General features: G+C 62.1%; 20 protein-coding genes, 1 tRNA gene and 1 pseudogene. 5 read left to right on the forward strand and 17 right to left on the reverse strand.

Annotation, left to right across the window (positions count from 1 at the left end):
• A pseudogene (locus DQW77_RS15440) lies at window positions 1-131 on the forward strand (IS481 family transposase); the annotation flags it as partial.
• A gap of 40 nt (window positions 132-171) precedes the next feature.
• On the opposite strand, the gene DQW77_RS18075 reads toward DQW77_RS15440, so the two are convergent.
• A complete protein-coding gene (locus tag DQW77_RS18075; protein ID WP_147094989.1) occupies window positions 172-1,509 on the reverse strand; it encodes a hypothetical protein in 1,338 nt (445 codons plus the stop codon).
• A 378-nt stretch (window positions 1,510-1,887) separates the two neighbouring features.
• Between DQW77_RS18075 and DQW77_RS15445 the strand changes: the two genes are divergently transcribed.
• Both DQW77_RS15445 and DQW77_RS15450 read left to right on the forward strand, forming a co-directional pair.
• Complete coding sequence (locus tag DQW77_RS15445; RefSeq protein ID WP_113259122.1) at window positions 1,888-2,475, forward strand: toxin-activating lysine-acyltransferase; 588 nt, start codon at window positions 1,888-1,890, stop codon at window positions 2,473-2,475.
• A gap of 3 nt (window positions 2,476-2,478) precedes the next feature.
• The gene (locus DQW77_RS15450; protein WP_113259123.1) at window positions 2,479-3,441 is read left to right on the forward strand and encodes a Hint domain-containing protein; all 963 of its coding nucleotides are present in this window, start codon (window positions 2,479-2,481) and stop codon (window positions 3,439-3,441) included.
• Window positions 3,442-3,563: 122 nt separating this feature from the next.
• Here the strand turns inward: DQW77_RS15450 and DQW77_RS15455 are convergent, their stop codons facing one another.
• The 10 genes from DQW77_RS15455 to DQW77_RS15505 form a co-directional block, all read right to left on the reverse strand.
• Entirely contained in the window at window positions 3,564-4,100 is a 537-nt protein-coding gene (locus tag DQW77_RS15455) for a DsbE family thiol:disulfide interchange protein (protein WP_113259124.1), read from the reverse strand.
• Complete coding sequence (gene ccmD, locus DQW77_RS15460) at window positions 4,093-4,251, reverse strand: heme exporter protein CcmD (RefSeq protein WP_309301322.1); 159 nt, start codon at window positions 4,249-4,251, stop codon at window positions 4,093-4,095. Before ccmD ends, DQW77_RS15455 begins: the two co-directional genes overlap by 8 nt.
• Window positions 4,251-4,982 (reverse strand): heme ABC transporter permease, encoded by a 732-nt coding sequence (locus tag DQW77_RS15465; protein ID WP_113259126.1) that lies wholly within the window; start codon window positions 4,980-4,982, stop codon window positions 4,251-4,253. The genes ccmD and DQW77_RS15465 overlap by 1 nt, the downstream gene beginning before the upstream one ends.
• Window positions 4,983-5,010: 28 nt before the next feature.
• A complete protein-coding gene (gene ccmB / locus DQW77_RS15470) occupies window positions 5,011-5,667 on the reverse strand; it encodes a heme exporter protein CcmB (protein ID WP_113259127.1) in 657 nt (218 codons plus the stop codon).
• Window positions 5,664-6,281, reverse strand: coding sequence for a heme ABC exporter ATP-binding protein CcmA (gene ccmA / locus DQW77_RS15475; protein WP_113259128.1), 618 nt, complete (start codon window positions 6,279-6,281; stop codon window positions 5,664-5,666). The genes ccmB and ccmA overlap by 4 nt, the downstream gene beginning before the upstream one ends.
• 66 nt (window positions 6,282-6,347) lie before the next feature.
• Window positions 6,348-6,701 carry an Mth938-like domain-containing protein gene (locus tag DQW77_RS15480; protein WP_113259129.1) on the reverse strand — a complete coding sequence of 118 codons (354 nt, stop codon included), beginning with the start codon at window positions 6,699-6,701 and terminating at the stop codon, window positions 6,348-6,350.
• 10 nt (window positions 6,702-6,711) lie between these two features.
• The gene (locus DQW77_RS15485) at window positions 6,712-7,464 is read right to left on the reverse strand and encodes a sulfite exporter TauE/SafE family protein (RefSeq protein ID WP_113259130.1); all 753 of its coding nucleotides are present in this window, start codon (window positions 7,462-7,464) and stop codon (window positions 6,712-6,714) included.
• Window positions 7,457-10,090 (reverse strand): protein translocase subunit SecD, encoded by a 2,634-nt coding sequence (gene secD, locus DQW77_RS15490; RefSeq protein ID WP_113259131.1) that lies wholly within the window; start codon window positions 10,088-10,090, stop codon window positions 7,457-7,459. Before secD ends, DQW77_RS15485 begins: the two co-directional genes overlap by 8 nt.
• A 39-nt stretch (window positions 10,091-10,129) precedes the next feature.
• On the reverse strand, window positions 10,130-10,420 hold the full coding sequence (yajC, locus tag DQW77_RS15495) for a preprotein translocase subunit YajC (protein ID WP_113259132.1): 291 nt from the start codon (window positions 10,418-10,420) through the stop codon (window positions 10,130-10,132).
• Between the two features lie 367 nt (window positions 10,421-10,787).
• Complete coding sequence (locus DQW77_RS15505) at window positions 10,788-11,729, reverse strand: ornithine cyclodeaminase (protein ID WP_113259134.1); 942 nt, start codon at window positions 11,727-11,729, stop codon at window positions 10,788-10,790.
• A gap of 135 nt (window positions 11,730-11,864) precedes the next feature.
• Between DQW77_RS15505 and DQW77_RS15510 the strand changes: the two genes are divergently transcribed.
• The gene (locus DQW77_RS15510) at window positions 11,865-13,898 is read left to right on the forward strand and encodes an FAD-dependent oxidoreductase (RefSeq protein ID WP_113259135.1); all 2,034 of its coding nucleotides are present in this window, start codon (window positions 11,865-11,867) and stop codon (window positions 13,896-13,898) included.
• 398 nt (window positions 13,899-14,296) lie between these two features.
• Here DQW77_RS15510 and DQW77_RS15515 read toward each other — a convergent pair whose 3' ends face one another.
• From DQW77_RS15515 to DQW77_RS15540, 6 genes are all read right to left on the reverse strand, one after another.
• Window positions 14,297-15,031, reverse strand: coding sequence for a glutathione S-transferase N-terminal domain-containing protein (locus DQW77_RS15515; protein ID WP_113259136.1), 735 nt, complete (start codon window positions 15,029-15,031; stop codon window positions 14,297-14,299).
• Window positions 15,031-16,242: a CaiB/BaiF CoA-transferase family protein gene (locus DQW77_RS15520; RefSeq protein WP_113259137.1), complete on the reverse strand. Its 1,212-nt coding sequence runs from the start codon at window positions 16,240-16,242 to the stop codon at window positions 15,031-15,033. The genes DQW77_RS15515 and DQW77_RS15520 overlap by 1 nt, the downstream gene beginning before the upstream one ends.
• Window positions 16,243-16,361: 119 nt before the next feature.
• Window positions 16,362-17,378: a TauD/TfdA family dioxygenase gene (locus DQW77_RS15525; RefSeq protein WP_113259138.1), complete on the reverse strand. Its 1,017-nt coding sequence runs from the start codon at window positions 17,376-17,378 to the stop codon at window positions 16,362-16,364.
• A gap of 361 nt (window positions 17,379-17,739) precedes the next feature.
• A tRNA-Leu gene (locus DQW77_RS15530) sits at window positions 17,740-17,825 on the reverse strand.
• Between the two features lie 70 nt (window positions 17,826-17,895).
• Entirely contained in the window at window positions 17,896-18,441 is a 546-nt protein-coding gene (locus DQW77_RS15535; RefSeq protein WP_113259139.1) for a tetratricopeptide repeat protein, read from the reverse strand.
• A 30-nt stretch (window positions 18,442-18,471) separates the two neighbouring features.
• A complete protein-coding gene (locus DQW77_RS15540; protein ID WP_113259140.1) occupies window positions 18,472-18,948 on the reverse strand; it encodes an Lrp/AsnC family transcriptional regulator in 477 nt (158 codons plus the stop codon).
• A gap of 109 nt (window positions 18,949-19,057) precedes the next feature.
• Between DQW77_RS15540 and putA the strand changes: the two genes are divergently transcribed.
• Window positions 19,058-22,489 (forward strand): bifunctional proline dehydrogenase/L-glutamate gamma-semialdehyde dehydrogenase PutA, encoded by a 3,432-nt coding sequence (gene putA / locus DQW77_RS15545; protein WP_113259141.1) that lies wholly within the window; start codon window positions 19,058-19,060, stop codon window positions 22,487-22,489.
• Window positions 22,490-22,525: the final 36 nt, after the last annotated feature.

Consider the following 22,525-nt stretch of genomic DNA (forward strand, 5'->3'; position numbering starts at 1 on the left):
TCTACAACCAGCAGCTCCCGCAATCAGCCCTGGGCAGCAAGACGCCCTTGCAGGCGATGAAAGACTGGCACAAACTCAAGCCCGACCTGTTCAGGAAACGGCCATACTACCTTCCGGGATCCGACACCTAAGCTACTGATGCTACAAGTTTGGGAAAAATCGGGCCTACCGTTAAGAAAAGTGCTTATTGAATTCCTTTAAATCTCTCGCTTCACGGAAAATACTCCAAGTGTAAGCGTAAGAATAGCTGAGTCCTGCAGATTTGGCTGCGCCCGTGAGCATATCCAAATCCTTGAAATCACGCCTCAGGCAAGCTAACACGAGTTCTACAAGCGGCGTTTTTAAAGAGAGATCACAACGCGATAAAATATCTTCGATCTTACCCTGCTTTTCCTCTTCTGGAATTCCTTCATCATATAAAATCCCTTGAGCCTTGTTTATAGAAAGGTAGAGCGTCCTCTTATGAGAACGCGGGCCTCTTGTATTCAAACCAAAGTCTGCAATACGTCGCGCCATTTTTGTTAAATCAGCTTCGAGAAAGTCATGAGAGGCCGCAAGTATGCACCCAAGAGACTTGTCGCACGTGTCTGGCAAGTGTTTCTGCCAAATCATGTGGAGTGAGTAAAAACCAACCTGATATATCCTAGCTGTAGCCCGCCTGAGATATTGACGGCCGACTTTAATTTCCGTTCCCAATGCTGGCAGTTCTTCATTAGTCCAACCAAATTTGCTACATACATTCCGGTATCGCCTATTTACTACACCACCAGAGTGCGTGAGCAAGTGCCTCCTTTGGCAAATCTCAACGAATTCTTTAATTATTCTTTCGTCTGAAAGCAAATTCACGTCAAAATTCTTACCCAACCAATCAAGTGTTGCGGTATGGGTGTTGCCCTGAAGAATATCAATTAGCCTCTTTTCCAAAGCCTCTTCGCGAAACTCTTCGATTGACGAGAATCTTGAAAGATCATCAAGTGAATAATTTTTCTCCGAACCACTTAAAAACTTTTCCGGCCTAATATTTGCCAAGATTTTCAGGAGCTGGTACAGAAACGCTTCATACTCTGAAAGTAACGCGCCTAAAGTTGCGCGTCCCATAGCGATCGCGCCTTTTGTTGCATGTTGGGACTTTCCAATTTTTTGGTTTATGAGAGGTAAATCACGAAGATTTAATATGTACTCTGTCACACCATTTTCATCATCGCTTTCAATTACCTTTATTGCACTTTCGCTTGCTTGAGCCACCACGGATTCTTTTAGATCCATGCTAGCAATATAGTGTCCCGTAAACGCTAATTTTGGAACCGTTTCAAAGAAACCAATAGCTATCGAAGTCCATGATTGCGAAAGATCGTATAAACCGGGTGTATTGGGATCACTTGCAAGAGAGACCGATGAGCTTTCTTCATCATTGTCAGGCAAGTCAAAACTAATGTCATAAAAACCTGCTTCGCTTCTCTGTACTCTGAGTGAAAATGTATTCTCATGTTCTTGTCGCTCACTGTTCATAGTGTCACCTCACTGGCCGCGCCACAGGCGCGCCCATTTTTCACACAAAACCCCCACAAACCCCCGCCATTCCCCATTTGGACATGCCGGACGTCTCCTGCGTCACTCCCCAACCCTTCACCATCTGCCTCGTGCAATCAAGAGCAGGGGTAAACCACATGCGGCTCACCCGGATGTGCCGGGCGCCGGCCGCGCCTTTTTGCTTTGGTGCCGTCCTGACTTGTGATAAAATCCTCCACACAGGCGGCGAAAGACCGTCCGGAAAGTGAACCGAGGCAGGCAGCCCACCCGGAATTCCCGAACCCTCGCGCGCCATTCAGTGGCCGCGGAAGCGGATCTTCGGGCTGCCGATCATGGCGGGGGCAACACGGCTTGAGCATGGCCGACAAGGACTTCGTGCGCAGGTCGATGCGCCATCTGGCCACCCTGAGGGAGGCCGGCCCGTTTCCCGCCGCCACGGACACCCCTTTTCCGGACGACTGGTTCGATCTGCCACAAAACACGCTCGCGGATCTCGGGGCGATGATGTATCTCGCCGCCCTCAGCCGCTTCAACCGCACCCGGACCTTGCCGCAGGCGCTGGCGCAGTTCGAACCGCCCCTGCGGCTGGGCCAGTACAAGACGTTCCGCGGCGGCGGGCACCCCCGCGCCTTCGTGACATGGGCGGGCCTGTCGCCCGAGGCCGAATACCGGCTGGCCGTGGATCATCAGCCCTTGTTGCCACAGGACTGGAACGGCGGCAGCTCGAAATGGCTCATCGACCTCGTGGCGCCGTTCGGCCATGTCGAACAGGTGCTCACCCGGCTCGCTGCCAATCCGAACGAAACGCGTGTCCGCGCCCTTTGGCACAACAAGGCCGGCACCCGCTACCGCGTGGTGGAATGGACCCGCCCGGCGCCGGGCGGCAGGATCTCGGTCGCGTCCTACGGCGCGGGCCAGTTCCGAGACCGGATCTCGGAGGACTGAGCCATGGGATTCCCGATCATCGGCGGAGATACCAGCGGCACGGTCACCGAAGGCAGCGGCGCCATCGTCACCGGGGATCTCGATGACATCCTGCAACCGGGCACACTTGACGATACCTGGTCGATCTCCGGGTCGGCGACATACGGAAACGCGTCAATCGACGCCGTGACCGGGGCGTGGAGCTATGACCTGGATGACAGCAACCCGGCGGTGCAGGCGCTCGATCCGGGCGACACCCTGACCGACACCTTCACGGTACTGGCCATCGACGTGGGCGGCGGCTCGGACACGCAGGACGTGACCATCACCATCAATGGCGCTGTCTGTTTCGCCGCCGGAACCCTGATCGAAACAGCGGACGGACCGCGGACGGTGGAAACGCTGGCCACCGGCGACATGGTGCGCACGCTGGACCACGGGCTGCAACCGTTGCGCTGGATCGGGGCGATGCCGGTTTCGACCGCCGAAATGCACGCCAATCCGCGCCTGTGTCCGGTGCGCATCCGCGCCGGCGCACTCGGCGCCGGACAACCCTTCCGCGATCTGCGCGTATCCCGGCAACATCGCGTGCTCATGCGCGCGCCCGGCACCGCCGCCGTCTGCGGCCAAACCGAGGCGCTGATCCCCGCGATCAAGCTTACGGCCCTGCCCGGCGTGCGGGTGGAGAAGACCGCGCGCGCGATCGTCTATTATCACCTGCTTCTTGACGCTCACGAAGTGATCTTCTCGGACGGGGCCGCCACGGAAAGCCTGCTGACAGCCCCTGTCGGAATGCAGGCATTGCCCGCTGCCGCCCGGGCCGAGATCACCGCGCTCTTTCCGGAGGTCGCCGCCCCCGGTCACAGCCCGCGCCCCGCCCGCTTCCTGCCCCGTAACGGGCAGGAAATCCGGGCTTTCCTGAACGCGTTCAGGGCGGACGCGGCGCCACCCCGGCCGGACGTTTCACAGATCCCCCAGCCGGCTTGAGATGGATATCGCAGGCCGGGATTTGTTCGAATTGTTCAATGCGATCCCGGGCAGCGGTGGATAACAGTCCAGATCCATCTTTAAAATGAATGGGCTGACCAGACTTCACACAGACCGGAAGCCTAATTCGAGGCCGCCTCAATGGCGGGGCGGATCCGGTCCTCCAGCATCCGCGAGGTGATCGGCCCCGCGAAGCGCAGCACAATTTTCCCTTCACCGTCAATGACATAGGTCTCAGGGACGCCATAAACGCCCCAGTTCAGGGCCATGCGCCCCTGCGAGTCCGCGCCCGTCGCGGCATAGGGATCCCCCAACTCTTCCAGGAAATCCAATGCGTTGCCGGGTTTGTCCTTGTAATTGACGCCATAGACGGGGATGCCTTCATCGGCCAGCGCCTCAAGATTGGGATGTTCTGCGCGGCACGGTGCACACCAGCTTGCCCAGTAGTTGACCAGAACCACCTCGCCGCTTCGCAAGTCACTGTCGGAAAACATTTTCTTGTCACCCAACGTGGTGATTTCAACCGCCGGGGCGGGCTTGCCCTTCAAGCCCGAAGGCAACGCGTCAGGGTCTTCGCGCTGCATTCCCACGAAGAAAAGCGCCGCCAGTCCGGCAAAAACGAGCGGCGGTGCGATCATCAGTGGGGATATTTTAGCCATGATCTCTTTGTGCTTTCTCTTCAATATCTTCCAGTTGCTTCTTGATCCGTTTCCCACGGCGCGCGCTCAGCCATGTCAACGCTGCCAGAAGGAGGATGGACACCGCATAGGACGACAATACCTCGACCGCATATTTCCCCAGATCCGGCATCACTTCATCCGCTCCCGCGCCAGCAATGCCCGCATCCTGCGCGCGCGGATCTCGGTCCGCGTCCTCTGAAGAACCAAGGCAATGAAAAACAACACGAACCCCGCGATACACACAAGCAGCGGGAAGTAGAAGACATCGGCGACATTCTCTTCCTTGTCGAGGCTCAGGGACGCCCCTTGATGTAATCCCTGATTCCAGAAATTCACCGCATACCGGCTCAGTAGCGCGAAAACCGACCCGACAACACACAGGATGCTCGTCAGGTCAGCCGCGGTGTCATCGTCCTCGATCGCCTCCCAGAGCGCCATGTACCCGAGATAAAAAAGAAACAGGATAAGAAAAGAGGTCAGGCGCGGGTCCCATGCCCACCAGGTGCCCCACATCGGCTGCCCCCAGATCGCACCCGTCACCAATGCGATCACCGTCATGACCGCCCCAACGGGCGCCGCCGCCCGCGCCGCCAGAGCGCTTACATGATGCCGCCGCACGATCCAGATAAGCGACGCGACCAGCATCATGAGCCAGGCATTGATCGCCATGAGCGCACTAGGGACATGAATATAAATGATTTTGACTGTCGATCCCTGCCGGTAATCATCAGGGGTAAAGAAGAACCCCCAGACGAGTCCGACCACCAGCGCCGCCACCGAAAGCCCGGCCACCCACGGCAACACGCGGTCGGTGGTCGCGATGAATTTCTTCGGATTTGCATATTCCCAGAGCGAATTCATCCAGCTGTCTTTCGTTCACGAATTTCCGTCATCGCAGGTTGACCCTGATCACCGCAGCCGACGCGAATGGCAACAGCGCGATGGCCCCACAGGTGATCCCTGCCAGCATCAGCACCGGGGTCGAAATGTCCAGTCCCTGGGCGCCGCGCCGGGCGGCTTCGGTTCCGAAGATCAGCGTCGGCACATAGAGCGGCAGGACCAGCAAGGACAGAAGCAACCCGCCGCGCTTGATCCCGACGGTCAGGGCCGCACCGAATGTTCCGATCACGCTGAGTGCCGGGGTGCCGAGGAAAAGCGAGAGGATCAAGGGCTTATAGCCCTCTTCCGGCAGGCTCATGAGCAGTCCGAAAAGCGGCGCGGCCAGCACAAGGGGCACCCCAGTGGTCACCCAGTGGGCGAGGGCCTTGACGCTCACCAGCGCCTCCATCGGCAACGGTGCGGTCGCCAGGAGGTCCAGCGATCCATCCTCCCAGTCGAGGGCGAAGATGCGATCCAGCGACAGAAGACAGGCCAGAAGCGCCCCCAGCCACAGGATGCCCGGTGCGATTGCCGCAAGCAAGGTGCTTTCAGGGCCGACCCCGAAAGGCACAAGAACCACGACGATCAGGAAAAAGGCAATCCCGAGGCCGAAACCGCCACCGGCCCGCATCGCCAATCGGAAATCCCGGACCAGGAGCGCCTTCACAGGAACGCCCCGTCGAAATCGTCCGGTGCCGGCACCTTCGCCCGGAACGGTTCAAGATCAAGACATTGCGCCTCTTCCAGCCCAAGGTCGATATGGGTCGCCAGCAGCGCGGCGCCGCCGGCAGCCAGATGCGCGCGAACGGCACGGACGAAAAGGGAAACGGCCTGGGTGTCAAGCGAAACGGTCGGTTCGTCGAGAACCCAGATCGGCCGCCCCGTGACGAGCAGCCGCGCAAGCCCCAGACGTCGCTTCTGGCCAGCGGACAGCGCCCCGGCCTGACGAGTTCGCAATGACACCAGATCGAACCCGGCCAGAGCAGCGGAAACTCCTTCGGTGTCAAAGACCTGTGACCAGAACGTCAGGTTCTCGTCCACGGTCAGCATTGACTTGATCCCGTCAGAATGGCCGGCATAGACCACCGTTTCCGGAGATGCCTCAACCCGGCCGGAAAGGGGCGGCTGCAACCCAGCGACGGTGCGCAGCAGCGTCGTCTTGCCGATCCCGTTGGGGCCACGCAGGACCAGCGCCTCGCCCGCCCGCAGGCGAAAGGACACGCCTTCCAGAACGGCCACCCCGCCCCGCGCGACGGACAGATTCTTAGCCCCGAGTTCCATGCTCACGGACGTATCCCAAACTGCCGGTTGCGCAAAGCGCCTTTGTCATCTCCGCGGCGCGGCATTTCAGACCGGCAGCAAGGCCGCCGCCACGCGCCGTCCCTCGGACAGGAGAACATTGTAGGACCGACAGGCCGCAGCCGAGTGCATGCATTCCACACCCATGCCGGCTTCTTCCAGCGCGCTGCGCAAATCGGCGGGAATATGCGTGGTTTCCGGCCCGGTGCCGATGAAAAGAACGTCAATTTCATCGGCAAGGGCCAGCAATGTTTCGCCGTCATCGAACCCGCCCCAGCGGCGTACGCCGGTGGCCGTGACCCGGATCGCACCCTCCATCACCTCGCCGGCGACACGGAAGAAACCGGGCCCGTACCCCTGGATCGGCGTCGCCTCATCAAAGCGGATCTCGTGAAGCTGCATGGTCTTCCCTTCAATTCCAAAGCGGCAGGCCGCTTGTCACCGCAAGCCCGATCACACCATAGGCGGCCCATCGGTACAGGCGCTCGCGTGCCGGGTCAAACAACGCCTGACCGATCAACGTGGTGCAGAAGTAGGGCACCGACAGGAAGGCCGCCAGGATCATGGTGTCAAAGCCCACGGCATCGCGCCACAACAGATTGATCACGATCACCACATCCAGCGCGGCCAGGAACAGGATGGTGTTGGCCCGCACCGAAAGTGCGGCCTGCCGTCCGGCAAGGTAGAAAAGGATCACCACCGGCCCGGTCAAACCGGTCAATCCGCCCACGATCCCGGCCATGGCCCCGATCGTTGCCAGCCCCGCAAGCCGCACGGCCCTGTCATGGCGCCACCCCGAAACCAGTGCGGCCAGCGTGGTGGCGGCAATCCCCGCGACGATCCAGCGCACGGCGACCGGATCCAGCAAACCCAGAAGCCATATTCCCGCCGGTACGGTAATCAACGCGGCAATCACCAGTATGGTGACTTCGCCGCGTGCGGCCTGGCCCCAGGCCCGCGGTAGCAACGCCGCCATGCTGGCGACCCCGGTCAGCGTTATCAGAGCGACCACCTGCGCCGGCGGCAGGAAAATGCCGGCGACCGGGACGAAGATCAGGGCCGTACCGAACCCGGTGAAACCGCGTATGATGCCGGCACCGGATATCGTCAGCACAAGCCAGACAAGCCCCGGTGTTGCCAGGACCTCGGCCAAGAGGTCAGGCATCAACGTTGGCGAACTGGTTTCCCGTGTTGGCGTCAGGCTTGGACCAGTCGCGTTTCACGCCCAGCCACAGAAGTATTGCCGAGGCCACGAATATCGACGAGTAGGTGCCGACGACAACGCCCCATATCATCGCGAAAACGAATCCCCGGATCACGTCGCCGCCAAGGACGAAAAGCGCAAAAAGCGCCAGAAGCGTGGTGACAGATGTCATGACCGTCCGGCTGATCGTTTCGTTGATCGAGATGTTGAGTACCTCGGCCAACGGCTTCTTCTTGTATTTCCGCAGGTTCTCGCGCACCCGGTCGAAGACCACCACCGTGTCGTTCAGAGAATAACCCACTATGGTCAGGAGCGCCGCAATGATTGCCAGGTCGAACTGTATCTGCAACTCCGAGAATATGCCGATGGTCAGCACCACGTCGTGAACAAGTGCCGCGACAGCCCCGAGTGCAAACTGCCATTCGAAACGCAACCATATATACAGCAGCACCGCAGCGATCGCGAGCAGAACCGCGATCACGGCGGTTTGTATCAACTCTCCGGAAACCTTGGGGCCAACGCTCTCGACCGAGGTGAATGTCAGATCCGGCACCACCTCCTGCAAAGCCGATTGCACACTTCGGATCACGTCGGCGGATACGCTTTCCTGCCCCTCCTGTGCCTGAATGCGGATCATCGCAACGTTCTGGTCCGGACCGAATGTCGGATCGAAAACCTCCGTGATGGTCACGTCCCCGAGGCCCAGAGGCTGGATGGCGTCCCGGTACTTGGCGATATCCACCGACTCGGTACTTTCCGTGCGGATCGTGGTGCCGCCGCGGAAATCGATCCCGAAATTGAGTCCCTGCAAGGCGAAAGACCCCGCCGCAATCACGATCAGGAGCGCGGAGGCACCAAGCGTGATCTTCCAGCGGCTGAAGAAATCCCAGTTCGTTTCCTTGGGTACCAGCCTGATCGCACGGCCTTGGAGAAGGGTTTTCGGACGCTTCCGCTCGAACCATATGACCACGATCAGGCGGGTCACGAAAATCGCGGTGAAGACGGACGTTATGATACCAAGCCCGAGGGTGATGGCAAACCCGCGCACCGGCCCCGACCCCATGGCATAAAGGATCAGCGCGGTTATGAAGGTCGTGATATTCGCGTCGGTGATCGCGCTGAGCGCCTTTTCATAACCAAGCTCGATAGCACGTGCCGGCCCCTTGGCCGTCCTCGCTTCTTCCCGAATCCGCTCGAACACCAGAACGTTGGCATCCACGGCCATACCGATGGTCAGAACGATACCGGCGATACCAGGCAGCGTCAGGGTGGCGCCAATCATGCTCAGCAGGCCGAAGATCAGCCCGACATTCACGATCAACGCGATATTGGCGAAGATCCCGAAGGTTCCGTAGCTTGCGAACATGAATGCCAGCACAAGCGCGAAGGCGACAATACAGGCGACCGTGCCGGCATCGATGCTGTCGGCCCCAAGTTCGGGGCCGATGGTCCGCTCTTCGAGGAATTCAAGCCCAGCGGGCAGAGCGCCTGCCCTCAGCAGGACTGCCAGATTGGTACTTTCCTCAACCGTGAAATTGCCGGTGATGATACCCGAGCCACCGGGAATGTGGCTCTGGATCACCGGGGCGCTGATGACCTCGCCATCAAGCACGATGGCAAAGGGGTTGCCGATGTTTTCGGCGGTGTAATTTCCGAACTTGCGCGCCCCGGCCGGGTTGAACCGGAACGAAACCGCCGGCTGACCGTTCTGGTCGAAATCCGGTTGGGCATCCACCAGCTCTTCGCCGGACACGACAGGCGCCTTTTCGAGAATGTAGTAGACGCCCTCCTCATCCAGCGATGGCAGTATCTCGTTGCCGCCGCCGGGGGATTCATCCGCATCCGATGTGCGGCTCACGACCGGCTGGAATGTCAGCTGTGCGGTGGTGCCGATGATTTCCTTGAGTTCTGCGGCACTGCCCACGCCCGGCACCTGGATCAGGATACGGTCCGACCCCTGGCGCTGGATCGTGGGCTCGCGGGTGCCGACCTCGTCGATCCGGCGACGGATGATCTCGAGCGCCTGCCGCACCGTGCGTTCGTCGGTGGCGCGTTTCTCCGCCTCGCTCAACCGGACGATGATGCTGGCGCCTTCCGTGGAAACCTCGATATCGCTGGCCGATGCACCGGTCAGGCTGGTTACCGGACGTGCCAGCCCGCGCACCAGCGCCGCCGCCTCGTCGACCATTTCGGGTTTCTGGTTGAGACGTACGCGCAATTCCGCGTCGTCGGTCGGTTGCAGCCGGATCGTGCCGACGCGCCCGCGCTCTTCGCGCAAAAGGTCGCGCACCTCGGGCCACATGCCTTCGATGCGGGCCTGATACACATCCTCGACCTTCACCTCGGCCAGAAGATGCGCACCACCGCGCAGGTCAAGCCCCAGATTGACCAGGCCGGACGGCATCCAGTCCGGCCAGAGGGCCGCCTTCTCCTGCAGCGAGGGCGCCTCCGCACCTGCCTCCAGCGCAGTGACCGCATCATTGTGCGTTTCCACCCGCGTGTAGAAAGCATTCGGCAGGGCCATCAACAGGCCAAGCGCCACAAGCCCCCAGATGACGACGCGTTTCCAAAGATCAATCTGAAGCATGGTCCGGCCTTTTCAAAAGGTTGAGACGCGGTCGACCCGTCAGCCTTCGGCCGGTTCCGTCTTCGAAAGCACCTGCGCCACGGTCGATTTCACCACCCTGACCTTGACACCCTGTGCGAGTTCGACCTCGATCTCGTCCGTTTCCTTGACCTTGGTGACCTTCCCGATCAGCCCGCCCTGGGTGACGATCTGATCGCCGCGGCGCAATGCCTCGACCATCGCCTTGTGATCCTTCAGCTTTTTCTGTTGCGGCCGGATCAGCAGAAAATACATGATCACGAAAATCAGGATCAGGGGAATAAATTGCGCGAACGCGTTGCCGCCTTCCATGGGATGCTCCTTGACTCGGGCGGGGACGCCCCCGCGAATTGCGCGGAACCTAGGCTTCGGACGGAGTATTTGCAAGGCGCGAAAGCGGTTGTGCCGCAGGCGGGAATGGCGCCTTTCTTCGCCGATCAGCATCGGGCGATTGGCTCAAGCGGTGTTCCTTCGTCAGGAGCCCCCGGAATGCCGCGAGGCGAGCCCGGCGGCATGCCGAGGCTTGTCCTGCGCAACAGCGGTCACAGCATCGAGCCCGCCCGAGGCGGGACGGTTGCAGAGTTCTGAACCGGCGGCGAGGATATCAAGACGCACGTGCCGCATGCGAGATCGGGAGTCACGAAGATCACCGACTCCGGCTTCCGTGCGCGATGCCCGCTCAAAGGCCCGCGGCCTTTTGCAGGATCACGGCGGTAAAGACATCCTGATGCGCGCCGCCGATATTCTTGAAAACGGTGATCTCATCGTCTGACCTGCGCCCCGTATCGGTCTCCTTCGCAAGGCCGAACGCGTCGCCCCGGATGTCATCCCAGCCAATCGCGCCGGAAGAAACGGGCAGCGCCAGTTCACCCACCTCGGCGCGGCCGCGGTCGCAACAGGTGTAGACCGCGCCGCGCCGCATCGCGTCATCATCCGTCTCGCGCATGTCCGGCAGGTAGGCCCCGACGAGATCGAGATGGGCGCCGGGTTTGAGCAGCGCCCCCTTGACCAGCGGCGCGCGCGACATGGTCACACAGCTGATCACATCCGCCTCAGCCACCGCAGCATCAAGATCCGGGGCCGCCTCGGCGGTGATTCCCTGCTCACGAAGCGCGGTGGCCAGCACTTCGGCCTTCGGGGCCGTGCGATTCCAGATGCGCACCCGTTTGATGGACGGACGCGCCGCGATATGCGCCATCGCCACATGCGGCCCCAACCCGCCGGCACCCACGACAAGCAGTTCACGCGGGGTGGAAGGGGCCAGAAGGGCGCTGCCCAGCCCGGAAATGGCGGCGGTCTTGCGATAGGTCATCGCCTCGCCATCGGCCACCAGCACAGGCGCGCCGGTTTCGGCATCGAACGCCGCCACGGCACCGAGGACCGAACCGATGGGAGGATCACGATCCCGGTTGGCCGGAAAGACCCCGACCATCTTGACCACGATCAGCCGTCCACCCAGCCAGCCGGGCAGCGTGACAAACATGTTGCCCGCGCCTTGCGGATCATGGGTATGAACGCCATCACCCGCAGGCATCTCGCCTTCATGCATCTTTCGCAGGGCGGGGATCAAGGCATCGTAGGGCAACAACCGGTGAACGGTTTCCGCATCGAACAACTGCATGGCACGGCTCCTTTGACAGGTGACAGGTTTAGGCCCACCCTACAGCCCCGCGCCGGATTGCCAAATTTGCCTTTGCCCGGACCGCGCGCTGTGATCAGAGTTGGGTCGAACCTGCCCGCGACGAGGAGTGCTGCCATGAATGCCCCTGACAGACCCGCAACGACGGATCCGCTGCTTCAGCCTTTCCGATTGGCGCATCTGGAGCTTCGAAACCGGATCATGAGCACCTCGCACGCGATCGGCTTCGGCGAGGATGGCATGCCCGCGGGTCGTTACCAGCGCTATCACGAGGCCAAGGCGGAAGGCGGGATCGGGCTGACCATGTTCGGCGGATCGACCAATGTCTCGCGCGACAGCGCCAACACCTTCGGGCAACTGAGCGCCAGCGATGACAGCGTCATCCCCTATTTCCGGGAATTCGCCGAGCGGGTGCACAAGCATGGCGCCGCCCTGATGTGCCAACTGACCCATCTGGGCGGGCGCAGCCAGTGGCGCGGGGACAACTGGCTGCCGACAATCTCGCCCAGCCGATTCCGCGAACCGCTGCACCGTGGCTTCACCAAGGAAATGCAGCACGGGGATATCGCCCGCGTGATCGCCGATTTCGGCCAGGCCGCGCGGCGCTGTCACGAGGGCGGGCTCGACGGGTGCGAACTGCACATCACCGGGCATCTCATCGGGCAGTTCTGGTCGCCGGCCACGAACCGGCGCAGCGACGAATTCGGCGGCAGCCTTGAGAACCGCGCGCGGTTCGGCCTCATGGTGCTGGAGGAAATCCGCCGCGTCGTTCCGCAGCCCTTCATCGTGGGCGTGCGCATGGTCGTGGGGGAAGGCGATGGCGGTGACATGCCGGACGAGGACTACGTGGCGATGGCCCGGATACTGGAGCGTTCCGGCCTGATCGACTTCTTCAATTTCGGGTACGGCCGCATCGACACCGAGGTCGGCCTGGCCCGATACATGCCGGGCATGGCCATGGAGCTGGCCCCGCAACTGCGCCCGGTTGCGAATTTCAGGCAGAATGTGGGGCTACCGGTCTTTCACGCGGCGCGCATCAATGACTTGGCGACGGCGCGGTTCGCCGTGCGCGAAGGGCATGTGGATCTCATCGGAATGACCCGCGCGCATATCGCTGATCCGCATATTGCCCGGAAACTCTCGGAAGGGGCCGAGGAAACGATCCGCCCCTGCGTCGGCGCGACCTATTGTTCGTGGCACGGGAGTTGCATCCACAACCCCGCCATCGGCCGCGAGGACGTGCTGCCGCATGTCATCGAAAAGGCCGACGAAACCAAGCGCGTCACTGTTGTCGGCGCCGGCCCCGGCGGGCTGGAGGCCGCACGCGTCGCAGCCGAGCGCGGCCACGCCGTCACTCTGCTGGAAGCCGCACCGAGGGCGGGCGGACAGATCCTGCTGGCGGCGCAGCTCGACCTGCGGCGCGACCTGATCGGTATCGTCGACTGGCGGGTCAGCGAACTGGAGCGGCTCGGCGCCACCCTGCGCTACAATGTCCTCGCCGGCGCGGACGACATAGCGCAGACCGCGCCCGACACGGTTGTCATTGCCACCGGAGGCGTTCCCGACCGGCTGGAGGATATCCCCGGCGCCGAACTCGGGATACCGCTTTGGGAGGCGCTGGAAGCCACCGCACCACCCGAGGGCGACGTGGTTTTCTATGACGGGACCGGCACGGCGGCGGGGTTGAACGGCGCGCATACGCTGGCAGCTGCGGGCGCCGCGCTGACCTACGTGACCCCCGACAGCACCGCCGGCGCCGAGGTCAGCTATATCGAGCGGCCATTGCAGATGCGCGCCTTCTACCGGTCCGGCGCCGAGCTGCGCCCCGACCTCACCCTGCGCGGCGTGGCGCGCGACGAAAACCGCCTGCGCCTGAGTTTCGAGAACAGTTATACCGGCGAGACAATCCAGATGAATTGTGACACGCTGATATACGAACATGGCACATTGCCGGTCGATGCGCTCTATCTGGAACTGGCGGGCGTGGCGCGCAACCGCGGTCTGCCGGATCTGGCGGCCTGGGCCTCTGCCCTGCCCCAGCCCGAGGGCGATGGCGAAGGCTTCGACCTCTACCGGATAGGGGACGCGACATCGTCGCGTGACATCCACGCCGCAATCCTTGATGCCGCACGGCTCTGCGCGCGGCTCTAGCCTGATTCAGCTGATGACGCCATGGCTTCGGGAAAAGGCCGACAAATCTTGTCCGAACATTTCTCCGGGCGCCGGCAGCCATTATCCGCGAAGGCTGTCCGTTCAGTCACCAACATCTCCGGACCCGAACCATCAGGATGTGTCGCGTTCAATCGCAGGCGGCTGGGCGACGGGCGGGTGTCTCCGAACCGGCGCAACATGCTTCAGGTGGGCGGAACCCGGCTTCGGCCCTTGGCGAACAGGGCTGCTGAAGCAATGAACCGAAACAGGCGCGCGGTTGTCCAGATCATTCAACCGACGCAGATGACCCCGGATCATCCCACGACACGAACGGGCGTTGGACACACCGTAAGGCGCCGTTGCCCCAGGCGTCCGGGCTTGGCCGGCACGCGGAAGTGTTATTCGGCGTCGCCTTTGGGCGGCGACCGCAGAGAGTCCGAGGACTGGTTGAACAGGACCGTGTTGTTGTCGGCGCGATGCTGCCCCCTGTTCTGTTGAGACTTGTGCAGGTCAATGGCGCGCTGCACCGCTGAACGCCTCTTGATGCGCGCCCGCCAGTCGGCCACGCGGGGGAATTCCGCAAGCGAGGCACCCAGAGGTTTGGCAATGAAGGCCCAGGGAAAAGCCAGCATGTCCGCGATGGTATAGTCTCCGAGGATATGGTCGCGGCCGTCAAGGCGGTTTTCCAGCACACCGAGATTTCGATCGTACTCACCAAGATACCGCCTGAAGCCATAGTCGCGCTCGTTCTCGGGCGCGTAGTTGCGGAAATGGCTGAGTTGCCCGGCCATGGGCCCCTGGTTGCCAACCTGCCAGAAAAGCCACTCCATCAATTCCTTGCGCGCGCGCAGGGCGCCCGGCGGTGGTGCGAACCGCCCGGTCTTGTCGGCAAGGTAAAGCAGGATCGCGCCGGATTCGAAGACAGTCACCGGGCCGTCGCCCCACTCGGCATCCGGCGCGTGGTCCACGATGGCCGGCATTTTGGCATTCGGGCTTATTGCCAGGAAGTCGCGCGAAAACTGGTCGCCTTCACTGAGCCGCATCAGGATCGCGCGATACGCAAGGCCGGTTTCCTCCAGCATGATCGCGGCTTTCCAGCCGTTCGGTGTGGGGGCGAAGTAAAGATCGATCATCAGGCGCCGTCCTGCGTATCGGTTGCGATGCCTTGCGCGATCATGTCGGAGATTGTCTCGGCGTCATAGCCGAGCTGCGCAAGCACCGTACACGTGTCTTCCCCCAGCCGACGCGCGGGGGCCGGAGCCCCGGGCGGTGTGACCGAGAAACGGGCCGGTGTCCTGGCCTGACGGATCCGGCCTGCCTGAGGATGGTCCAGTTCAATCACCGTTCCATTGGCCTGAACCTGCGGATGTGAATAGACTTGGTCACGCGTCAAAACCGGCGCACAGGGCACATCATGCTCGCTCAGGCGCCGCATCCAGTTGTCGGTGGTGTCCTGCAGCAGCGCCTCCTGTGTCAGTTCCAGACGCGCGGGTTTGTTTTCCTCTCGTGCGGCAACAGTTGCAAAGCGCGGATCCTGCAACCAGTCGGGGCGGTCCACGGCTGCCGAAAGCCCTGCCCAGGTGCTGTCGGTATGCGCGGAGACTGCCATCCAGCCATCGGCGGTCTGGTATATGAGTTCGACGAAAGTCTGGGCGTCATCACCCTTCGCGGGGTCCAGTTCATCCCCGACGAACGTGTAGCCCGCCATGTCCGAACTCCACAGGAACGCCAGCACCGTATCGAGCATCGAGATCTGGACATGGCCGCCCTCGCTCGTCCGGGTGCGCGCCAGCAATGCGGCGGTGATCGCCTGCGAGGTCTGGATCGCGGTCAGCTTGTCGGGCAGGATTGTGCGCACCAGCCGGGGCCGCGCGGCATCCGCACCGCCCTGAACGCTCGCCAGACCCGACAGCGCCTGGATCAGAGGGTCGTAAACGGGTTTGCGCGCCCAGTCACCCGTGAAACCGAAGCCGGCGATCGAGGTATAGATGATGTCGGGCCGGACCGCGCGCACTGCGGACTCGCCCAATCCGATCCTCTCGGCCACGCCGGGGCGGAAGTTCTGAACGAAGACATCCGCCGTCTCGCAAAGCCGCAGCGCCGCGTCGACGCCGCGTGGGTCCTTGAGGTTAAGCGTGACCGATTTCTTGCCGCGATTATTGTTGAGGAACGAGGCCGAGAACCCGCCCCTGCGCCCGGTGACCTGCCGGCCAAGATCACCACCGTCGGGATGTTCGATCTTTATCACCTCGGCCCCCTGATCAGCCAAGGTCATGGTGGCCAGGGGCCCCGAGATCATCGTCGTCAGGTCAATGACCCGATATCCTTGCAAGGGGCCTGACATCCTTGGAGCCTCCGGTCTGGGAAAATTGTCACACGGGACGCCAACTCGGGTCGAGCGGGCCGGGTTTCCGGGTCACCACCCGCCCGACGCGCGCCCGACTGGCGCCGATGGATGGCAGATCAGTTTCGCATGGGAATGCCTTCTTCCCAACGGAAACCGACACCTCCCCCTTGCCAGACACCCTCACCCAGCGGATTCGGGCCGTCGATATTCACGTGTTGGGGAAGATCAAAGGCGGGGGCGAGGTCCTTGGTCCCCTTGACTGTGCTGCGATGCATGATCCGCAAGCCCTGTTGCTCCACGGGCATGTGGGCTTCGGGCGCCGCACGATGCGCCACGGCCAGGTTGTCGATGAACACGCAATCATTCTCGTGGTATTCGTAGGCCACGCCATAGCCGTCGGTCAGCCCGGCATTCAGGATCTCGTTGTAGTCGTGACAGAGCTGCTTCAGCTCGTCAGCCTGAAGAAGGCGGAAGCCATCCCCACCGGGCAGTTTTTCGATGACAGCGCCGGTCATGCCCAGGTGCAGCCAGATGCATGTCTGCCCCGAGACGGGATGCACATGGACCAACGGGTGAACGACACCGGAGGCGGAGTTCACGGATGACAAACGGCTCCAGCGTTCCTGACGCTCCTCCGGGAGCGCCTCGAAGGCAAGGCCCTGGTGGGCGAAATGCGTGCCACCGCCATTCTCGGCAGGCCGTATGATGTGATATCCTGAATGTGAAAACGTGGCGGGCAGGAAACTGCCGTCATTGTGCCATTGCGGCCCGACATCCGGGATGCCGTGGCGTTCATCGTTCGACAGGCGAAATATATGGCGGTTGCCGCCGGGCGTTTCGGGGTGAACGCCGTGCGTGCTGTGCAATTCACGGCCGCCCCACAGACAGCTGGCGCGCAGGAAATCCTCGGCATCCAGCTGCGTTGCGTTCTTGAAAACGAGAAAGCCGCGAAGCGCCATTTCCCGTTCCAGCACGTCGATGACCCCGGGCGGCGGCGCGTCCCCGGAGGACAGATCCACCCCCGAGACTTGCGCGCCGATCGGATCGAGAGCGGCGATTGCACCGCCGGATTGTTCGATGACTTCAGCGCGGGCCGGGTCAATCGGCGGGAGCTTCGTTGACTCTGTTTTCAATAGTGACCTCCTGTCATTTCATCCAATCTAGGTCCAACGCCACCTTGGCGAAAGGGGCCACAAGCAGACGCGCTGGCCTCTCGGCCCGCGGTTCCCGTGTCGGAGAGCGAACACCGCTCCACCCTGACCGCAGTGGAATATCTTCTCCGACTGTGTGTCCGGGGTGTCTAATCATTCATCAGTGCGGCGCTTGTGCGGACCTGCCCGGCAACCTTGCTGAAACTCCCTGCGAGGCCGTTTGCAACCGACAAGGGATAGCCGAGGCGCCCCATTTCCATCGTGGGCCACTCAAAGTGCTGTGGCATCATCGCAAGGACAATTGCAGGTGTCCTTTTTTTATTCAATACCTTACCCTGGTATCTGGTGCGGGCGGTGGGACTCGAACCCACACGGCCTTACGGCCCACAGATTTTAAGTCTGATATGTCTACCATTCCATCACGCCCGCAGCGCGGCCCAAGGGGCCATGCCTGTTTCCCTACCCGCAGCGGCGGTCGAAAACAATGGACGCAGAAGCACTACAACTCGCTCTCTTCCGCTTCCAGCATCTCCAGCAGATGCCGCTCGCCAAGCCAGGGATTGAATGTCAGCGCTTCGCGCAGAACCAGCACCGCTTCGGCGTTTCGTTCCAGCCCGATCAAGGCGAGCGCCTGACCTGTCATCGCCCCGACATGACGCGGCGAAAGCGACAGGGCCTTCTCCAGATCGGTCAGCGCCGCCTCGAAATCACGCCGCAGATAGCTGATGAAAGCGCGTTGATTGTACCCTTCCGCATAATCGGGGCAGTAGGAGACAAGCGCATCGAAGGCATCCATCGCACCGGCGAAATCATATGCTTCCCGGCGCGTCATGCCTTCATCAAGCAGTTCTTGCGCCCGCTGGTTGGGTGCATCGGTCCACAGTTCCCACATCCTGTTCGAGATCTTCCGGGCGGACCGTTCATCCGGGGCCTCCCCGACGGACTTGAACAAGGCGCTCAAGCGGCCGGAATGATCCGGCGCCTCGGGGCACCCGTTCGCCAACGCCGGGCCGCACAGCACCATGCAAAGCATCAATTCCCTCATGTGCCGAGTATGCGGCAGCTTGGCCTGACGTCAAATAACATCTGAAAGACCGTTCTCCTTGACCGCCTGCATGGCCACGTAGGTCGAGGTGTTGGCCACATACGGCAGTGTCGAAACCCGCTCGGCCAGAACCCTGCGGTAATCGCTCATGCTCTGCGTGCGGATCTTGAGCAGATAATCGAAATTCCCGGCAATCAGGTGTGCCTGCTCGATTTCGGGAATCTTCATGACCGCCGCATTGAACTCCGCCAATGCCGCCTCGCGCGTGTCGTGCAGGCGGACCTCGACGAAGCTGACGTGATCGAGGCCCAGCCTGATCGGATCGAACAGCGCCCTGTACCCGGTTATCACACCGTCGGTTTCAAGTCGTCGCAGTCGCGCCTGCGTGGGCGATTTGGAAAGCCCGATTCGGCGCGCGAGTTCGGTAATGGAACTGCGCCCCTCCGTTGCCAGAACAGTGAGAATCGCCCGGTCGAAACGGTCCAGCGCGGGGTGTTCCTTTTGCATCGCCTTTGCCCTTTCATTCGGCCATTATGGATTGCCATTTCTGCAAATTCAGGAAAATTACCTTAGCTCAGGCTGGTATCCTTGATCAATCATCCGGAAGGGGAATGTCATGCCATACGACAAAGACATGCGGCGCGCGATCGACCTTGCGACATATGCCGACGAGGCGGAAACGATCCGCAAGCTGATCGATACGGCGGCGCTGTCCCGGGAGGATCGCGCGCGGATCTGCGACAGGGGCGCCAAGCTGGTGCGTGACATCCGCGGACAAACCAACCCGGGGCTGATGGAGGTTTTCCTGGCCGAATACGGGCTTTCCACGGATGAAGGAATCGCACTGATGTGTCTGGCCGAGGCGTTACTGAGGGTTCCCGACGCGGACACCATCGATGCGCTTATCGAAGACAAGATCGCCCCCAGCGACTGGGGCCGGCACATGGGGCATTCCACCTCCCCGCTGGTCAACGCCTCCACCTGGGCCTTGATGCTGACCGGCAAGGTGCTCAAGGACGAAAACCCAGGCCCTGTGGGCCATCTGCGCGGCGCCATAAAGCGTTTGGGAGAGCCGGTGATCCGCACCGCCGTGGGCCGTGCGATGAAGGAGATGGGGCGGCAGTTCGTCCTTGGCGAAACGATCCAGTCCGCCATGAGCCGTGCCGCCGGCATGGAAAGAAAGGGCTATTGTTATTCCTACGACATGCTGGGCGAGGCGGCCCGTACCGACGCGGACGCGGTCCGCTACCACCTGTCCTATTCCCGCGCGATCACGGCCATCTCGAATGCCTGCACCAACGCGGACATCCGTGACAATCCCGGCATTTCGGTCAAGCTTTCGGCACTTCATCCGCGCTATGAGGAGGCGCATCGTGAAGAGGTGATGGAGGTTCTGGTACCGCGCCTGCGCTCTCTGGCGCTGCTGGCGCGGTCGGCGCGGATGGGCCTGAACATCGACGCCGAGGAAGCCAACCGCCTGTCCTTGTCGCTCGACGTGATCGAAACGGTGCTGTCCGAACCCGCGCTGGACGGCTGGGACGGGTTTGGCGTCGTGGTACAGGCTTACGGGCAGCGGGCCGCCTTCGTTCTGGACTACCTCCATGATCTTGCGACGCGCCTTGATCGGCGTCTCATGGTGCGGCTTGTCAAGGGCGCGTACTGGGACACCGAGATCAAGCAGGCGCAGGTCGAGGGTGTTGACGGCTTCCCGGTTTTCACCACCAAACCGGCCACCGATATCAGCTACATTGCCAATGCTCGCAAGCTCCTGTCGATGACGGACCGGATCTATCCGCAATTCGCCACCCACAATGCCCATACCGCCGCCGCCATCCTCGAGATGGCCGAGGACAAATCCAGTTTCGAGTTTCAGCGCCTGCACGGGATGGGCGACTCCCTGCACGACATCATCCTCAAGGCAGAGGGCACACGCTGCCGGATCTATGCGCCGGTCGGCGCGCATCGCGACCTGCTGGCCTATCTGGTGCGCCGCCTTCTGGAAAACGGCGCCAATTCCAGCTTTGTCAATCAGATCGTGGACGAGGATGTTTCCCCCGAAGAGGTTGCCCGCGACCCGTTTGACGCGCTCCATGACGAGGCACCGCATCTTCCAACCGGCCCGGAACTGTTCCTGCCCGAGCGCCGCAATTCCAAGGGATTCGACCTGAGCCACCGGCCGACACTCGAGATGATCGACGCCGCGCGCGGGCCCTTTGCCAACCATGCGTGGCATGCCGCGCCGATCATCTCCGGCACTGCAGCGCCCAACGCCCCGCATTCGGCGATCAACCCGGCGGACCCGTCCGACAGCCCTGGCCAGATCGCATTTTCCAGTGACGCCGACATCGACACCGCCCTCGACTCGGCCCGCGCATGGGGCGCGCCGGCGGCCGAGAGGGCGCGGGTGCTCAACCGGGTCGCGGATCTTTACGAAGAGAACTACGGCGAGCTGTTCGCGGCAATACACCGCGAGGCCGGCAAATCGGTGCTCGATGCGGTGGCAGAACTGCGCGAAGCGGTCGACTTCCTGCGGTATTATGCGGCCAATGCGCCCGAAGGCGAACCCGTGGGCACGTTCACCTGCATCAGCCCGTGGAACTTCCCGCTGGCCATTTTCACCGGGCAGATTTCGGCGGCACTGGCTGCGGGCAACGCGGTGATAGCCAAACCCGCCGAACAGACGACAATCATTGCGCATCTGGCGGTGAAACTCATGCACGAAGCCGGCATACCCAAAACGGCCATACAGCTTTTGCCCGGCGCCGGTGAGGTGGGCGCCGCGTTGACCTCGGACAGCCGGGTCGACGGTGTGGCCTTCACGGGGTCCACCGGCACGGCAATGAAGATCCGCGCGGCTATGGCCGGCAACCTCGACCCGGGCGCGCCACTCATTGCCGAGACCGGCGGCCTGAACGCCATGATCGTTGATAGCACCGCCCTGCCCGAACAGGCCGTTCAGGCAATCGTCGAGTCGGCATTCCAATCCGCCGGGCAACGCTGTTCGGCATTGCGCTGTCTCTACGTTCAGGAAGACATCATCGACAGTTTCACGGAAATGCTGTCGGGCGCGATGGATGCCCTTGCTGTCGGAAAGCCGTGGTTTCTGGAAACCGATTGCGGCCCGGTCATCGACGAGACAGCGCGCGCCGGTATCGCCGATCACATTCAGACCGCTCGCAACGAGGGCCGGCTCATGCATGAGCTCAAGACACCAAACGCGGGCACTTTCATCGCCCCAACGCTGATCAGGATCAACGGAATCGCCGATCTGAAGCGCGAGATCTTCGGCCCGGTTCTGCATCTGGCGACCTACCGTTCACAGGACCTTGACAAGGTGATCGATGCGATCAACGCCACCGGCTATGGGTTGACCTTTGGGTTGCAGACGCGGATCGACGACCGGGTGCAACACGTCACGGAGCGGGTCCATGCCGGCAACCTCTACGTCAACCGCAACCAGATCGGGGCGATCGTCGGGTCGCAGCCCTTCGGTGGCGAGGGTCTTTCCGGTACCGGACCGAAGGCCGGTGGGCCCAACTACCTTCCACGTTTCGCTCGGAACCCCGCCCCCCGCGATGCCGGCGGCTGGGACACGCAGATGCCGCTATCCGGGGTCCAGGCCGCTCTCGACCGGGCCAACGCGACAGACACCAAGCGCCTTGACGACCTGGTACTGCCCGGCCCGACCGGGGAATCGAACCGGCTGACCATGCACCAGCGCCCCGCTCTGCTGTGCCTCGGACCGGGCAGCGAAACCGCACAGGCCCAGGCGGACGCCGTGAACGCCCTCGGCGGGCGGGCCGTCGTGGCAACCGGCGAGGTGGCCCCGGAGACACTGGAAACACTGGCCGGACTTTCGGGCGCGATTTACTGGGGCGCCGGGGAAACCGCCCGCCAATATGCCGCGGCGCTGGCGCGGCGCGAGGGGCCCATCCTGCCACTCGTGACCGGGATGCCCGATCGCGGCCACGTCCTGCATGAAAGGCATGTCTGCGTCGACACCACGGCGGCAGGCGGCAACGCGGCACTTCTGGGGGGAGCGGCCTGAGCGCGCGGGGGGCGCACACGGAAGCATGGCCCGGAG

Source organism: Roseovarius sp. TE539, assembly GCF_003298505.1.
In the GTDB taxonomy this organism is placed as follows: Bacteria; Pseudomonadota; Alphaproteobacteria; order Rhodobacterales; family Rhodobacteraceae; genus Roseovarius.